The following is a 15,623-nucleotide window of genomic DNA, read 5'->3' as shown; positions in this document are numbered from 1 at the left end:
GCATGATGTATATCAATGAACTGACGCTGGAAGACATCAAATACCAAAAGGGCGATGATGAAGTATGGCAGTCCATGCTAAGAAGTAAAGATACAAAGGTTGCCGCTCTTGTTGAGAAAATAAAATCAGCTTGGTACCGGGTTTATGAGACAACTGATGCACGTGAGGCTAGCACAACCTTCGAGAATCTCCGTTGCCGGGTTGTTGATCCCAGGGTAACCGTGTCAACAAGCTGGGAAAGACTGACAACCCTTAGCCCATCCTTTAAAAGAAGATATCAGGCTGAAATGGAACGTTGCCGACGCTTTTATGCCGTCATCAGGCCTCCCCAAGGCGACAGTACCCCAGAATGAAATCAGAAAATCTGGAAATCATAATCGAGCCAGATGCGCAAATCGTTTTCTTCTTTGCGGATGGCTTTTCGTAATGCCTTATCATTTTGATAAAGGCCGTACTTCAGCTTGAATTTCAAACCTTCCAACACTGTCTTTGGAAATGCATAAACCAGATGAATGTCGTGTTCGCGTTCTGCAACCGCTATTTTTTGGCCGTCTGGAGCGCTGACTTCCATGCCGGAGCCATAATAAAATGCATAACCGGCCTTCAGCCCTTTGAGCCAGGATTCTGAAAAATTATAGGCAAGGCCCATCATCCATGCTGTTTCACCGTCGTACAACATATCTTCAGCAGAACCGGAAGTGTTAATATCCCAGGTTCCGTGGGTGTTTGCTCCAAAATCATAATAATAAGCACCAGGTGGAGTGTAATGGGTGCCAGAAGCTTTTGCGCTGGATGGCGCTTTAAAATGGCTGACTCCTGCACGAAAATGCCATGAACCAGCCATCAGCCCCCCGTGAAGATTGATAACACTGGCCTTATCATCAAATAATGGTGAACCGCCCCAGCCTGTACCCTCCCAAAGACGACCACTTTTTTGGGTTTGATAATAGCTACCCCCCAAATTAATTTTTAGATTCTGTCCTGCGTAAGTGGTAAATAAGATATCGCCGTTATGTGCCTGTAAAAATTCTTTGGCAAAAGCATTGCGATATTTAAGCCGCAATTCACGCTCATGGGAAAACTGAAGTGTATAGATAGCTTCAGCACCTATGATGTAATCAATTTTCTCCCCGGAAAAGTTCGTCAGACTATGAAAACCAGCCTGATTTCTAAGTGACATCTGATCAACCAGGGCCAAACCGATTTTCAGGTTTTCAATCGTGCCTTTGAGGTTATATCCATTCCAGTTGCTGGGAACTGTTCTTGAGCTGGAGCCGGAAATCAGTCCGGTACGTAAATTCTGACGTCCCGCCTTAAAGCTGACTGACCGGTCTTCGTATGTTGACGGTAATTTTACTTCGATATAGGCTTGTCCCAGCTTACTGAACCCTTCATTATCACCATTTAAAAGCTGATATGAATAAGCATTCTCTTCGGGCATATATAACTTGACAGCACTGTAGAAACTGGCTCCTAATCCCACCACTTCTCCCAGACTGGAACTCAAATCAAGCGATAAGCCTCCGGTCCAGGCTCCGAGTGTCGAGTCTTTTACGGTGTTGTGTACATCATAGTATACAGTCCGAAGCTTTCCGCCTAATGCCGTATTACTAATAAAGGAAGAGTTATCGGGTAATGATTCACTCGATAAAACTGCAGCAGTCCAGAGTCCTGAAGCAAGAAGCGCTGATGGTTGTAAACCTGATTTTAAGTGCATATTAAAACCTGCTAAAGAGCCGTCATGGATTGAACGACAGCCACCCCTTCACATTTTCCGTGACAACCCGATGACTGTCAGCTTGCTTAATAACAAAGTCCGACACCCAGGCACCGACCAACCAGATTCAATTTTTCCTTCGATATGATTGATCAGACGTTCAGGCACTCTGAAAAATGCCTCATGAATCAACCTGACCCAACTTGCTGCACAGAGCTCGTCTGTGAGTTTTGGTCAGCTGCATGATCTGCTTTAGACGACTTTTTCTGTGCACTGGAGAGGGCATTAAATTGGCGTCCCAATGATCGTGCTGCCCCAATCCAGATAGCAAAAAACAGCAGTACGATAACGGCTACGTAGGGAGCGATAGCCACCAGTGAGCCCAGGGAAATTATTAATACTTGCTGTATGATCGAACCTGTCGATTTGCCGGTCGGGTTACCAATAACGTCAACTGCCGCCTTACCTTTCACTTTTTCTTCAGGATCAAGCGGGATGTAGCTCATTTCCTTAGTGGGGTCGAACAAAGAGTACTTGGTCGATTTACTCATGATGTTTTGTATCCCCCCCAATATGACAGTGAGCATCAATGGGGTAATACCCAGTGTCAGAAATAAAATATCGGGTACGACATCCCTGAATAAAACAAAACAAAAAAACAAAGATCCGGTAATCAATAAAACCACCGGGGTGCACAGGGCAGCCACTGTCCAGCCAAATCGACGGATAACATTATTGGTAAAAAACAACATCATGAGAATAGTCACAATGCCTGTACAGGTGGAAAATAACCCCATGAACTGGTTGTACTCATTAGGGTTTGGATATTGCATGCGCAGCTGGTGTTTCCAGGTAACTTCAACCATGTTGATACAGACACCATAACTGATGACCAAAAGAGCAATACAGAACAGGTATTTAGAATGGATAATATGCAGAAAACTCTCTTTCAGGGATAACGATAATTTTTCCTTACTGGAAGCTACTATATCATCAGGCTGATAAAGCCTTGAATCTGTCAGTACATAGCGATTGATCCACCAATAAATCACCATAATCAAAATGCCACCAATAGTAAGTACACCCGTCATTAAATTCAGGGAGTGCTGCCAGGGGTCAATACCCTCCGCAAGATTTCCACGAGCTTGTGAAGCGTAGTAGACAAACAATCCGGCAGTAGGTAATGCCAAATTCCCCATCATGCCGAAAAGCGCATAAAAGCGTTTAGATTCTGAGATGCGGTTAATATGATTGGCGAAGCCCCAGAACAGCAAAGACAGACAGACACTACCCCAAAGCTCAGACATGACGTAGAAAAGAGAAAACGTCCAATTGCGCATAACTGCAATAAGCCCCATAAACCCACTCGGTAAAATACTCTGCAAGTAATCTGCAAACTCTGTTGGGTGTAGCACTTCACGGGCTGGATAAAGAACCAGTGCAAAAAAACAAAAAAACGACAGAAAACTTGATACAACTAAATAAAATAAAGAACTCCTTTTAAATACATTACTGAGTTTTGCATATGTAATCGTGAATATTATCGCAAAAGGTACATTCACCCATAACTTCAAAAAAGGGATTATCTCTGCCCCCGAGCCGGCACCAGTAACAACCAGAGTGTCTTTCGTGTCTCGCAATATGGTGTAATTAAAGAGTATCAGGTAGAACATCAGAATCATCGGAATAAGCTTTTTAAGCTCAAAGACGTAGACAGGCCAAAGCCTGCCTCTCCATTTACTGAATTCGGTATTGTCTGACATCTGATTATCGCCCTGTGACTGATAAATTCTGAAACAAACTCACTTTATCTAGACGAAAAGGTTAAATACGACAACTTTTTTCTACTATATTCATTAGCAAAATCGAAATGAACTCAGGCTCAATCGAGGCGAAAGCTCGTTCTCATGATCTCCGTGGGATTTTATTCCTGATCCTTTTCGAAGACACATATATGAGCTGTCGCGCTGGGACTCTCGGGGTCGAAAAGTATGGGAATCCTAACTTACACGACACTCTCTACAGGTCTTGGAGCGGTCGAATTACGGTGAAGCTCAACAACCAATATCTAAAACCGGTTTTACAATCTTTCAGGTGACTAATGAAGAAAATGACGGTGAACTTGATCATCACGTTGCTACTATCTGGTCAATCTGCTTTTGGGGCAGAGAAGCAGGATGATGACGAACATCAGTTTTACATAACAGATTATCTTAAGACAGGCGTCGCCTGGGGACTAATCCCCCTGGGCTCAGAGGTAGCTGTCAGTTCTCTTGAGCACTATCTAAAGTCTTATAAATCTGATTTTCTGGGTAAGCTACTGGACATTCACAAAAATAATGTGCAAAGAGCCATGAGCCAACACCTCACTGATAATATCAGTGCCCGTCTGGAAAGTATCAGTTATAAAGCACTATCTGATAGTCATGTAACCAAGAAGACTGATGAACTGCAAACAGATTTGCTTTATCGCTCGCTATCAACTTTTTCAATATTGAGTTTTCATGCGCAAAAGGCCAGAAAAACCTATTTCCGGCTACTCGACATTATTGACACTGTGTCTTCCTCCGCAAGCCTGGCTATGGCGAGAGGCGATGAAGATACGGCCGCAGCATTGATGGCATTTAATGCCCAATCTATGGTTTACCTTCATCCGGAGACTAAAGCCCTTGACGTTTTCGACAGTGTTTACGACAGCTTCAGCCGGGCCATTGACTGGCGTAAGCACTCAGGTTTCAGATCTCGAATCACATACTACCTGAAAGCTATGGATCCGCTGATGAAACAGTCGGCCATTATGGGTCTTAGATATTGCAACATCCTGAATCAGTGGAAAGTGAGTAATGTTGATTGTCACCAATATGAGAACGAGGCGATAGATGAGCTGAAAGTTCTTGCCTCTAATTCTAACACCGGTGAAACAGGGTTTATTAAGTCACTGCTCAAAAATGTTTCGAAAGATCAAATCAGAAACAGTATTTTTATTTTAGGTGTTTCTGTGCCCGGAACTTTCCTTTATTTTGTTGATAAACAACATCCCGCTGTTATAGCGATCGCTAAACACTTTTCCAAAATAGTCGGACTGTCAACTACAAAAGAAAATATGGAACGCTTCGCTTCCCAGTCAAGGCGCTCCCTTGAAAACTGGGGTGCTATTAATACCGGGTCTTCGGTCAACAGAACATCCGGTATCTCTGAGTATACCAACCAGTATTTCAGCACTTTGCAAAAAAAAGCAGGGATGATCCTGGCTGAGCAACCCAACTTTGCCCGGTCAAATAGCCAGAGGGCGCTGGAAATACTGATTATCCACTTTGCAGATGCCTACAGAACTCCCTCCGAAAAATCCCGTATTTTAGCCGGTGCCCTGGTGCAGAATTATCGGGAGATCGTTGAAGTCAATGCCGGGGACACACTCATGAGAAGCCTTTTGTTGGCTTATCAGCCCCTTAAATCTGCATCTGAAGTTAATGAGATCTACAAACAGGTTGAAATTCTTGACCCTCATTGTTTTGACTTTGAAGGGTACAAGAAGCTTGCTGAGAGTTGGGCCAAGGCGTCTTTGGATGACGTGAAATCTGTTGCCTCCCATTCAAAGATAACCAATAACCAGACGGATAGTTGCCCCGCAGAAGGCTGCCCCCCCGAAGAGATAAATAGACCCGAAGAAGATTCTCCATTCTATTACCACTATTTGCCTGACAGAGAGACTGTGGCGACAGCAACAATACATGGTGCGGCTCTCGGGTATTCATTGATAACCGCTCTGATCAAGCCTCTCACAATTAAGAAACTTACACCAAAAGCCAGTGGACTTTATCGAGTGGAAAAAACTGAACCTTTCTGGCAAGTGGCCAGTTATTACTTCCTGCTATCGATGATTGAATTCGGACTTCGTTCGGTGGGTGAGCCTGCAATTGTGCATCTGCAAACTGTGGTTAAAAACTGGATAGGCAGCACAACCGGCATTCTTGATCCGGAAGACCAAGAGATTCAGAACGAACTCGCCGCCAAGGTGAATGTTGTACACCGGAAACTCAGCATTGAAGCTCAAACCAGTCGCTCCTATAAGATGACGATGGAGGCCATGCTGGTAAAATGCTGGTTACTGGCGAGCACCCTTTTGACTAATCAGGAGAAAAACTACACAGACTCAGCCAGAGTCGTTGCTTACTCCGCTTATGTCCTCAGATATTATCATCCGGAATTTAAAACCAGCAGTACGGTCATCTCTGCCCTGGCAAATGCGCGATTGGGCAGTGCTCTTAACCAGCTACGACAAAAAAACCTGATGCCTCTTTATGCAAAACAGGTTTTACTTCACCTTGCCGAGCTGGATTCAGACTATGCCGACAAAACTATTAAGGCAAGTTATCTGGACATATTAAACAACTGGGGTATTGAATGTGATCAGGAGGATACAGAATATGCTCAGGATGTCCTGGATTCTTGGGCGGTTTATGGCGAATACATGCTTGGAATCACAGGCTTTGTAGTGCAGGCCTCACTGAAAGCTTATTTCCACTACGCAGATCTGGTTTCCCGCTCAATCGTCAACTTTTTGGCCAATATTTTTGAGTTCGGAACAACAGACCCTCTCAGAAAAAGAATTTATGCCCATTCTCGCAAGGCAATGCTGAATGTTGCGGCATCCCATAGCCAGCATGAGCAGATGGCAGCAGATTATGCCAACGAAGAGTTAACACAGTCCTTTCGACGTCAAAAATTCTACCTGGGCAAACCAGAGCTGGATGCCCGTACCCAGCTGGTACAAATAATTACGTCTGTCATTCATTGTTTTTCAGAAGCCCGTTTTTTAATAGCTGATGACGAAACAGAGAAAGCCACTGACCTGATAGCTTCAGGACTGGTCAGAGTCATTTTATACGCTCCAGATTTATCTGGAAATGATATCCATCTGAAAAAAGCATTGATCACCCTGACAGCTTCCTATCGTGATGATCTGAATGATCTGAGCGAAAATATTCTCAACAAAGTCAGTGAGCAATTAAAAAGTAAAGCTCCTGTTGATAGCGATATCTACTCTGACGGCATGATTAAGGCAAAAATAATGGAACAGGCTTGGTCAATGCCTGAGGAAGGTGAGAGTTGAGAGCATGGCGAATCTTCTGTATGGAGTGTTGAACAGTTTCAGCTCCACAGCCCCGGTATGATTGGGTGCTGACCAACCCATCCGGATACACACGACTAATGACGTAAAAAACAGCATCACCACGGGGCGTCAGTTTCTTTGCAGCCAGCTTTTCAAACTTGAAAGTTAGCCAGACTGGCTATAATTGTCCCTTTAATAAATCAAAAGAGCAACCAATGGAACACTACCGGGAATACTTTGTTCGGCAAATTTTATTCGTTGCTTACCTGCTTATTCTTTCCACAAAGGTGTCAGCTAATCACACATGTAACCACTGTGAAATACCAGAGCAGAAATGTGACTGCAAGAAGGTTGAAGCACTTGGTCCGGAAAAATCGGTTGATATAACAACACTGAGTTTGCAAAATCCCACCAGTATCACTCCCGATATTGAATTAGCCTCTCATCTCAGTAATGGGTTTTATCAGGCATTAATGCCAAACCCAAACATTGGCTCGCCTGAAACCCCTTCATTTACCGTGCTGTTGAACAAACAGTACGATCCAAGCCCAATGGCAGGCTATCTCAATGCCATGGGAGCTGTGTTGATAACAGATACTCAAAGTACTGAAATAGACCCAAATTTTGTATTTGCCATCCAAGACAGGGAAACCGTGCAAGGTGATATAGAAACTCTGGAGTTTCTGTACGCTACAACTTTTAGTGATCAACCGCTTAATGATTCGCATCATGAACTTATTCCTGAAGAAATAACTGAACTTGGTCAACAAATTCGTCATTGGATTAACAGCAATCTTCGACTGGAAATGAATACCTATCATTTTATTTATTTTCAAACGGAAGATTACAGCGAAGTAAAATACGGAATCTACGTCTCAGCAGGTGGAAACATTTATTTTATTGCCAGATCTGGTATTCATCAATTCAGGGATGGGGGGACTCTTTGCCTTCATCTACATGCAATGCTTTACCGTTTTAAAGTGCGGCAGGTTAGGTATGTAACAAACTGTTTTAGAAAGCGGTACTCACGACTTAAATCTGAGTGACTTTACTGCTTTCACTGTACCCCGGCTGGCGAAATAGCCTCGAACCCCTCCAGCAACCCAACCCGTCACTTCAAACTCAAAACGGTCAAAAATTTGTAGTTTGAAGGGTTTAGAAAAGCTTTTCAGCCCAAGCTAACAACCCCCCTGTATCTCAACAGAAGTCTCGCCCCCAACCAGCAACCAGTTTTCAATCAGGTCGGCAATAATATCCAAAGGCAATTTGTATCGCCCCCCCAGAGCGCACTCCCATAAAGTCAGCACCCTCCAGCCAGCGGCTTGAAGATTCATGAGGTTTCTTTTATCTCGCTGCTGATTCCCCGTAATTTTTTCCTTCCAGAATTCCGTTCTCGTCTTGGGCCACCTAAACACTGGACAATCGTGTCCATGCCAGAAGCAGCCATTAACCAGAATAACGGCTCGGTATTTCGGAAAAACAATATCGGGCTTTGCTGGCAGAGTTTTTACATTTAACCTGAAGCGGAAGCCTCTGGAGTGTAACAGCTTCCGAACCAAAATCTCTGGCTTAGTATTCCTGTTTCTGATTGCCCGCATATTTTTACTGCGTATGACAGGCGTATGAACATCTGTCATGCTGATACCAGAAACAAACCAATGCTATAGCTCAGGGAGTTCATGAGTAAGGCTCATCAACTTTGTACGAGCAACGTAATGTTTCATGACGTCAAGAAGGCATGCATAGCAACAGTGAATCGCATTAAAAACCCCATGGTCTACATGAAAATGTAACTGAATGCCCTCATCTGCAGTTTTCATCAACTCATATCTCTTAACCGACAAGTGTCGTTAGCCGAGTCAACCTAATAACGGTAAGATCACTGTGACCTGCCACAAAACAAACACCCACCCCTTACTCCTTCACTAACGATGAATAAAGTTCAGGCAGCTCATCCCATCCATAACCCGCTGTCAGGTCATCCCGGGAGACCAGCTTTAACTCAAAATGCACCTTACGCTGTTGCCACAATGGTATTTTCAAACGCAAGGCAGACCCCAGGCTAAATAGCCAGAACCACTCATCCGGATTGGCAAAAACCGGAGTACCTGTCTGCTTTTCCGTGAGGTTCCCCCTCTGCACCCGCTCCGCTTTGAGGATCGGATAAATATAGTCCACCCGTCGCTGAACACCATCATCGACATCCAGAGCCACTGCAAGGTAATGAGCTTCGGTAGCGATATGTTGCTGGACTTTCTGCCGCTCAAAGGCGATGAGCTTTGTGTGATAAAACCGGGCATCGCCGTTTTCAAACTGGTTGATATACTCCTGATTCCGGTCAGGCCCTAACTGGCTTGCCAGAATAGTCAGTCCCTGATAATGAGCGATGGAATAACCTTTACCCGGAATTCGTGCAGCATCCTCCACAAAATACCGTTCACTGGTCGCATACGGATATTTTGCCTCAGGAACCCCCAGTTTTTGTTGCAAAAAAACAGATAACCAATGACTCCCCTTATTATCAACCTGAGGTAACAAACTAAAAGCACCGATACCCACTTCATTAATCGCGACACTGTATGGGTTGTGTTCACAAAGCTGATTGAAATAGCCCGGATACAACACATAGGCACCAAACACCGGACGGGTTTTCACAAACCCTCTGTCATCAAACTTACTGCGATGAATCAGGGCATCCCGATAACGGTGCATTTGATTGATGGCATCGTCGGGCACCCGGTCGGGGCCTGAGCGGGTTCCCTGATCATCCGCCGGTGTCTCAATCTGATACTTGGCATCAAATAACCAGATAATCCCGGCCCCGTCAGGAAAGGTAGCCTCGAGCAAAATATCCGGTTTTTGAGTCACCAACCAGGTTCTGATCTGGTCGTCTTTCTTTCTGAATATCGGTTCATGAGCCAAACGGATTTTCACCCCGTCAGACCGTCTGAAATGAAAAGCTCCGGCCATCCCATCCTTCAACGAAACACGGATCCCAGTGCCTAACAGAGGTATCCGTCCACACGGAACCTCCTCAAAGCCCAGGTCCACAATAATCCTGCGTATCTCCAGAAAACACCAGACTTCGTACATCTCTGCCACGTTGCGCAAGGAGAGTTGATCGGCCCCATCCAGAAGCTCGAGATACCATTTAAGCTGTTGCCAGATTTTATAAACTTTCGCGTAACCAGGCTTTTGCTGTAATACCAACGACTCCCGCTTCAGCCCCCGGTATTCCCCAACGTCCCTGAAAAATGGCTGTTTCTGAAAATGCCGCAAAGCCTTCTGCCAACTTTCCAGCTCTTTCATAAAGCTGGCGGAAAAACGCACTTTACCCGATTCCGCCAGACACGCCAGCTGTTGAACCCGGGTAAGTCTGGTAATGCCATGACCAATCACCGCTTTAATAAAACGGTTTTCCGGCGTATCCACGTTGAGTTGCTTTTTGCTCAGCGTAAAAGACTTCTCATAATTTTTATTGGCCTTTTCCAGCGCCAGTCGCTCTTCCTGCTGTCTGGATAGCCTGCCCCTCAAACGGCTCATCGGAACGGTGTGCTTATGCTCCATCAACCGACTATGGGGTGCATTCACCACATGCTTCAGCCCGGCCAACAACTCCTTATGAAGGGATTCAAATCGTGCAAACCACAACAACAGGAATTGGGAGTGCGGCTTTTTAACGGCGCTTAATGAATGACGGGTGCTTTCTGCCAATGAGAAACGCCACAGTGGAAATACAGCATCAACAGCCTCGTTCATTGCCCTGAAGTCCGACTGCATATCCATCTTCACCGGCAAAATATCGAAAGCAATCGACTGTTCGATGAGCCGCCCCTGGTAGGAATAGGCCAGTTTAAACTGAAAAGTACCGACATGATTGCCCGCATTGATACTTCCCCGTAAAGAGCAGCTACGGCGGCTGAAATGAAAAGACTCTTCAATAACCTTTAGCTTATGTTGCACCGACGGCAGCGGATCTCCCTCTTCCGGTGGCTGGTGAAACAGAAACTCAATCTCGTAATATTTGTTTTCAAAGAAGACCGCTTCACCAAGGCATAATTCAAACACCGGCTCTGTAGTATGTTTTAACAATAACGGGGGAGAAAACCGCACCTCAGAAGTTGGCACAGCATTGCCACGTTCCGTCAGCGTTCGTTCCAGCCGCCGCTGACTCGAACGAATATCTTTTGACCAAATGACGCAATCAAAATGCCCGGTTTCAATAACGGCCAGTTCCGGCATAATCTCAACTCACTCAGGGCCAATAGCTGGTAAAGGTATGGCTCTCAAGCCGCGCTTTCATCCACTCCAGTTTTTTGCGGGAGCGACACGGGATGCCTTTTTTCACATCACGGAACAGGTCCGGACGCTGCCCATCCCAAATATCGGGCAATAATTCTTTGAGCTCGTCGGTCAGTTTATCCAACAGGTTAACCGCATCCTCACCGATCACCACTCGCAGCTTATCCTCATCACCATCAATGCGGGGCAGGACCTTGGTCATCATGAAATCATCCCAAACTGCCTGTAGCGTTTGCTCATCCCCGGGTTGCAAACACGCCACATAGAGCAACAACTCGTTCAGGGCACGATAGGCCAGTTCAAACGGGGTTCGTTTAAGCACCTGATTCACCCGGTCAAGAAAGGCTACCGTACGCTTTCCATCAGTGTCGAAGGTACCTGTCAGCTGCTCCCGCCTGGCCGAGGTCAACACTGACCAGTGAAATACTTTATTCTCCGGTTGTCCCTCAAAGAACTGACCATAATCATTAGGATAAAACTCGCCATAATCCAAAGTCAGCGCCCGGTCAATCACCTTTCGGGAAAAACCATGTGTGGTTTCATCCATATTAACGGTACCGGCCACCAACAGATTGGGTGGTATGCCGATGCCGTGCTGTTGAAAGTAATCCCACAGCGGATCTTCTGTCAGCCCTAAATCCGCCTGAAGCTTCAGGTCACCGGATTGATTCAGTGCCTGCAAGTCCAGCAACGGTTCACAACAATATTCTCCGGCCTCGTTAAAACCCCGGGTTTCCAATACCGATAGGTAATCCGCAAAATATTGCTCCACCGGTGCCAAATTCATCTCATCCAGACAGAGCCAATAGGGTGGTGAAGCAGAATTCAGAGTTCCGGCTCCGGCTGCGGAGGCATCAGGCGCAACCGACTTCCAGGCACGGATAATAAACGCGAGCACTTTGGTGGCAATGTATTTCGGTTTATCCACCCGGGAGACATAACCTAACAGATCAGAGGGCTCATGCCAGTCAGGCCTTACCGGGATCAGACAGAAGTTCCCTTCAGGGTCATCCGGATCATGGAACTCTGCCTGCTTTCGGATAAATCGGGATTTACCGGTACCGGAGATTCCGGCCAGAAGGAGGAAAGGTTTGGGGAGGTTGAGTCGATTATTTTCAGATACTTCTGCAGGTTCAACCGCACTCAACTCGTACTCACATATCCTCTTGATAGTTGAGTCATAACCAAGAATATACTTGTCAAAATCAATATGAAGAAAATCAAATAAAGGGGGTAAATCATTTTCTTTACGATATTTTCGATCAATGTCCCGGAGCGTAATTTTTCCTGTTTCCAACGCTTTTAACAACGCCCCAACAACGATGACCGGTATGATGCGCAATTGGTTGCCTTGCGCCATTCGTATATAGATATTTTCTGCGTTTATTTTTTCTATTGTTAATGATCTGCCCCCTTCACCGAGAACAACACCTTGCTTAATCTTCATCCGTTAACCGACGTTAGGCCAATAACAGGTAAGAGTATAGAAAAAAATAGCTGAAACATAGACGTTTATTAATGCGTGATCAAGATTACTCACACAAGGTTAATAAGCATATTGAACTCCCTCCAAAACTGCCTCTGCTCTGGTCAAAAAATCATTCATTAAGAGTCTTCTGTCTTTGGGAAAAATGGTCGTCATTATATCACTGCACTGCTTCCCTCATTCGCTGGAGAAGCGTTTATTTGACCGACTATTATTCTCTGTTTAACCTGCAACATTCAAGATTGTATTCACCACTCAGTAGCCACCAAAACTGAAATACCTGCGCTAATCCGCATCAGACCAGCTCTCTGAGGGCATCACTTACCCTGACAGAATCGGGTGAAAACGTTTCCTTAGCCTCTGTCGACTGTGCTATTAGGAGAACCAGGGTTCGAAAGCTGGGCTCAAGTCCTGATCCCTGAAATTTCAAACATCTGTCTCATACTGTACCGGGCCCGGAGCAGTACTTTTTACCACTACGTTCTGAATAATCAAAAAGTTCGCTGACAGCTCCCCACCCACATCGCTAAAAAAATGCAAACCCAACACTAGTCCCAGAAAATAAAAACCACCGGCAAACCACTGATTACAAATAGGAAATCAGGTAGCGTACTTCAAAGTGGCCGAAGTCCGTTATTTAGAGAGGAGAGAGAAAAAGCGGCCCAAAAATGGCCAAAAATCAGCTATTTTAAGAATTTTCCAAGCATGCAGTTATAAGACAGTGGATTATTATCAAACAGGCAGGAAGCCAGAAATAACTACTCCCCAAACCGACAAAAAGCCCTATAAAAGCAGGGCTTTCTGAAAATGGCGCGCTCGGTAGGATTCGAACCTATAACCGCTTGGTCCGCAGCCAGGTACTCTATCCAGCAGAGCTACGAGCGCGTAATACTCACTTGTTCACTGGCGGTGGGTGGGCTGCCAGCCTTCTAAATAGTTTTTCTGATAAACCCAGCCATCTCCAATGATTGAACTTGACAAAGTTAACAATATTGCTAACCTCACCTTATGAGAAAATCAACCTGGCAAATCCATTTTTTCAGTGATCGCGTCGCCAGAGACATGGACAAACTGCCTGCCGGGATACTGGCTGATTTCATTGACCTACTTGATCAGGTTGAAGTTCACGGTCCAAACCTTGGCGAACCTCATACCAAACTAATGGGTCGAGGACTTTATGAACTCAGGGCTCATGGATCTGAAGGAATAGGCAAAGGTCTTTTTTGCAGTGTTAAAGGAAATCACGTTGTTATTTTGCATGTGTTCCAGAAAAAAACTCAAAAAACACCTAAAAAAGACTTAGATCTGGGGTATCAACGAATGAAGGAGGTACAGCATGGCAAACTTAAGTTATAAGGCATTTCGTAAGAAAGCACTTGAGCGCGAAGACGTACAAGCCGCAATGGAAGAGAAATCAGAGTTCTTCTCACTCCGCCGTGAACTGATTCGAATGCGACAGGAAGCCGGAATGACCCAGGAAGACATTGCCCAGGCAATAGGCACACAGAAAACCAGTATCTGCCGACTTGAAAGCACCAACAGCAAAACACTACCCAGCCTGGGTATGCTGAAAAAATATGCTGAAGCCACCGGGCACAAGCTCAACATCACTTTTTCTCCTGCCTGAAACTATACCTTGTCAGCAATAGCAGCGAATGTCGACAGACTCATTTCAGAGTCTGCTGACATTCATGACTTTATGTCAAAGCGATCAGGCTGCCTGCCAGTTAGAGCAAGAAACAAGAAAAAGGACATCCATATAATAAAGAAGCTGGACATCTATACAAGTCAAATATAAGGGTGTCTTATTATTTGGAAGGCGTAGGAAACAGCAAAAGAACAACACCTGAAAGTGTTGGCTCAGAAAAAAGGGATTACCAGTGTCAGCTATGCCTCCCGGATCTTACGCCTGACCACCCTCTCGCCAGAGATTCAGAAGGCCATCATTGATGGCAGAAGCTTGGGTGGCCTGATGCTGGCTGATTTTATGAAGCCCTTTCCCCTGCTCTGGTCGGAGCAGAAGAAGGCTTTGGGGATACCGGAGGATTGATGTATTCCCTCACTGTCTCAAGCTACTTTGAGTGTTACCGAACGACCTAATTTTTGTAGCATGTCTACCAATGCATCAATAGTGAACTTGCTGGCCTTTCCTGTCATCACATCAGAGACTCTGGGTCTGTTCACATTCAACAGTCGTGCAGCTTCTTCCTGTTTCAGCTGGCGATCTCTGATGGTCTTTGTAATTTCTGCCATCAGTTGAATCTTGAGGTCCGCCTTAATTTTACCCTCAGCTTCCTCTTTCAGTTTCTTTGCTTCTTCAGGGGAAAAGCCCAAGTCAGCAAAAACGTTGCCACCTGTTGGTGTCGTATGTCCGATGTTCTTAATACTCATCCGTCCTTCCTCCTTTTGCTACGTTCTGCCGGAACCTGCTTGTAACGGCGGGCTGCTACTTGCTTGTCGTGCTGACTGGTTTGTTGGGTTTTCTTTTGAAAACTGTGCAGCACGTATACAGCTTCCTCAAACTTGGCCAAATACATCACTCGAAAAGCACCACCTTCTTCCGAGATGATAATTTCCCTGACACCTGCTCCCACTGTCTTGAAATCCTTCCAGTGTTCAGGGTCAAGGTCATGCTGTATCCGGCTTAATTGATAACCCGCTTCTCGCTTGGCCAAATCCGGGAATTCAAGCAGGTCTTCCAAGGAGCTGCCCATCCAGAAAATCGGTTTTTCGTTATCCAACAGCTTAGCACTCTGTATAAAATTTTGTACACTTTAGAACAAATATAGTTCCTCTGTGGAGAAAATAGCAGTAAAAAATAATCAAAAAGTTCGCTGACAGCTCCCCGCCCACACCGCTATAAACTAAGAAAGAAGTAAGAGAAGCAAGAAAAAGAGAAAAAGAAAAGAGAAAAGAAAAGAGAAAAAGGACATCCATATAAGGCAAGAAAAAGACAAGAAAAAGGACATCCATATAATAAAGAGGCTGGACATCTATACAATATA

The 15,623-nt window shown here is 45.1% G+C and carries 13 protein-coding genes and 1 tRNA gene; 6 read left to right on the top strand and 8 right to left on the bottom strand.

The window, feature by feature from the left end; genetic code table 11:
* A partial coding sequence (locus KDK19_RS03520) for a hypothetical protein (RefSeq protein ID WP_257291342.1) occupies positions 1-353 on the top strand: 353 nt, incomplete at its 5' end.
* Between the two features lie 2 nt (positions 354-355).
* Here the strand turns inward: KDK19_RS03520 and KDK19_RS03515 are convergent.
* Both KDK19_RS03515 and KDK19_RS03510 read right to left on the bottom strand, forming a co-directional pair.
* The gene (locus KDK19_RS03515; RefSeq protein WP_257280782.1) at positions 356-1,717 is read right to left on the bottom strand and encodes an OprD family porin; all 1,362 of its coding nucleotides are present in this window, start codon (positions 1,715-1,717) and stop codon (positions 356-358) included.
* Positions 1,718-1,905: 188 nt separating this feature from the next.
* Positions 1,906-3,480 carry an NTP/NDP exchange transporter gene (locus tag KDK19_RS03510; protein ID WP_257280781.1) on the bottom strand — a complete coding sequence of 525 codons (1,575 nt, stop codon included), beginning with the start codon at positions 3,478-3,480 and terminating at the stop codon, positions 1,906-1,908.
* Positions 3,481-3,818: 338 nt separating this feature from the next.
* Between KDK19_RS03510 and KDK19_RS03505 the strand changes: the two genes are divergently transcribed.
* Both KDK19_RS03505 and KDK19_RS03500 read left to right on the top strand, forming a co-directional pair.
* Positions 3,819-6,830: a hypothetical protein gene (locus KDK19_RS03505; RefSeq protein ID WP_257287980.1), complete on the top strand. Its 3,012-nt coding sequence runs from the start codon at positions 3,819-3,821 to the stop codon at positions 6,828-6,830.
* Positions 6,831-7,045: 215 nt separating this feature from the next.
* On the top strand, positions 7,046-7,876 hold the full coding sequence (locus KDK19_RS03500; RefSeq protein WP_257280780.1) for a hypothetical protein: 831 nt from the start codon (positions 7,046-7,048) through the stop codon (positions 7,874-7,876).
* 132 nt (positions 7,877-8,008) lie between these two features.
* Here the strand turns inward: KDK19_RS03500 and KDK19_RS03495 are convergent, their stop codons facing one another.
* From KDK19_RS03495 to KDK19_RS03480, 4 genes are all read right to left on the bottom strand, one after another.
* A complete protein-coding gene (locus tag KDK19_RS03495; RefSeq protein ID WP_257287981.1) occupies positions 8,009-8,467 on the bottom strand; it encodes a very short patch repair endonuclease in 459 nt (152 codons plus the stop codon).
* 277 nt (positions 8,468-8,744) lie between these two features.
* Entirely contained in the window at positions 8,745-11,072 is a 2,328-nt protein-coding gene (locus KDK19_RS03490) for a restriction endonuclease-like protein (RefSeq protein WP_257291341.1), read from the bottom strand.
* 13 nt (positions 11,073-11,085) lie between these two features.
* Complete coding sequence (locus KDK19_RS03485; protein WP_257291340.1) at positions 11,086-12,579, bottom strand: McrB family protein; 1,494 nt, start codon at positions 12,577-12,579, stop codon at positions 11,086-11,088.
* 847 nt (positions 12,580-13,426) lie between these two features.
* Positions 13,427-13,503: transfer RNA gene (locus KDK19_RS03480), tRNA-Arg, on the bottom strand.
* 177 nt (positions 13,504-13,680) lie between these two features.
* Here KDK19_RS03480 and KDK19_RS03475 point away from each other — a divergent pair.
* The 3 genes from KDK19_RS03475 (at position 13,681) to KDK19_RS03465 (ending at position 14,668) form a co-directional block, all read left to right on the top strand.
* Complete coding sequence (locus tag KDK19_RS03475) at positions 13,681-13,974, top strand: type II toxin-antitoxin system RelE/ParE family toxin (RefSeq protein WP_257291339.1); 294 nt, start codon at positions 13,681-13,683, stop codon at positions 13,972-13,974.
* Positions 13,955-14,245 (top strand): helix-turn-helix domain-containing protein, encoded by a 291-nt coding sequence (locus tag KDK19_RS03470; protein WP_257274212.1) that lies wholly within the window; start codon positions 13,955-13,957, stop codon positions 14,243-14,245. The genes KDK19_RS03475 and KDK19_RS03470 overlap by 20 nt, the downstream gene beginning before the upstream one ends.
* A 225-nt stretch (positions 14,246-14,470) precedes the next feature.
* Positions 14,471-14,668 carry a hypothetical protein gene (locus tag KDK19_RS03465; protein WP_257274213.1) on the top strand — a complete coding sequence of 66 codons (198 nt, stop codon included), beginning with the start codon at positions 14,471-14,473 and terminating at the stop codon, positions 14,666-14,668.
* Between the two features lie 17 nt (positions 14,669-14,685).
* Here the strand turns inward: KDK19_RS03465 and KDK19_RS03460 are convergent, their stop codons facing one another.
* Both KDK19_RS03460 and KDK19_RS03455 read right to left on the bottom strand, forming a co-directional pair.
* Positions 14,686-15,009 carry a helix-turn-helix domain-containing protein gene (locus KDK19_RS03460; protein WP_257274214.1) on the bottom strand — a complete coding sequence of 108 codons (324 nt, stop codon included), beginning with the start codon at positions 15,007-15,009 and terminating at the stop codon, positions 14,686-14,688.
* Entirely contained in the window at positions 15,006-15,359 is a 354-nt protein-coding gene (locus tag KDK19_RS03455; RefSeq protein ID WP_257274215.1) for a type II toxin-antitoxin system RelE/ParE family toxin, read from the bottom strand. The genes KDK19_RS03460 and KDK19_RS03455 overlap by 4 nt, the downstream gene beginning before the upstream one ends.
* Positions 15,360-15,623: the final 264 nt, after the last annotated feature.

The organism is Endozoicomonas sp. ONNA1 (assembly GCF_024606325.1).
Lineage (GTDB): Bacteria > Pseudomonadota > Gammaproteobacteria > Pseudomonadales > Endozoicomonadaceae > Endozoicomonas_A.
Note: the sequence above shows the minus strand (reverse complement) of the source record. Positions and strands in the feature narration are given on the sequence as shown.

Excerpts from the sequence above, each read along its gene's own strand:
- KDK19_RS03475 (WP_257291339.1), top strand. The coding sequence starts at position 13,681 with ATGGACAAACTGCCTGCCGGGATACTGGCTGATTTCATTGACCTACTT.
- KDK19_RS03505 (WP_257287980.1), top strand. The coding sequence starts at position 3,819 with ATGAAGAAAATGACGGTGAACTTGATCATCACGTTGCTACTATCTGGT.
- KDK19_RS03485 (WP_257291340.1), bottom strand. The coding sequence starts at position 12,579 with ATGAAGATTAAGCAAGGTGTTGTTCTCGGTGAAGGGGGCAGATCATTA.
- KDK19_RS03460 (WP_257274214.1), bottom strand. The coding sequence starts at position 15,009 with ATGAGTATTAAGAACATCGGACATACGACACCAACAGGTGGCAACGTT.
- KDK19_RS03510 (WP_257280781.1), bottom strand. The coding sequence starts at position 3,480 with ATGTCAGACAATACCGAATTCAGTAAATGGAGAGGCAGGCTTTGGCCT.
- KDK19_RS03495 (WP_257287981.1), bottom strand. The coding sequence starts at position 8,467 with ATGACAGATGTTCATACGCCTGTCATACGCAGTAAAAATATGCGGGCA.
- KDK19_RS03490 (WP_257291341.1), bottom strand. The coding sequence starts at position 11,072 with ATGCCGGAACTGGCCGTTATTGAAACCGGGCATTTTGATTGCGTCATT.
- KDK19_RS03515 (WP_257280782.1), bottom strand. The coding sequence starts at position 1,717 with ATGCACTTAAAATCAGGTTTACAACCATCAGCGCTTCTTGCTTCAGGA.
- KDK19_RS03470 (WP_257274212.1), top strand. The coding sequence starts at position 13,955 with ATGGCAAACTTAAGTTATAAGGCATTTCGTAAGAAAGCACTTGAGCGC.
- KDK19_RS03500 (WP_257280780.1), top strand. The coding sequence starts at position 7,046 with ATGGAACACTACCGGGAATACTTTGTTCGGCAAATTTTATTCGTTGCT.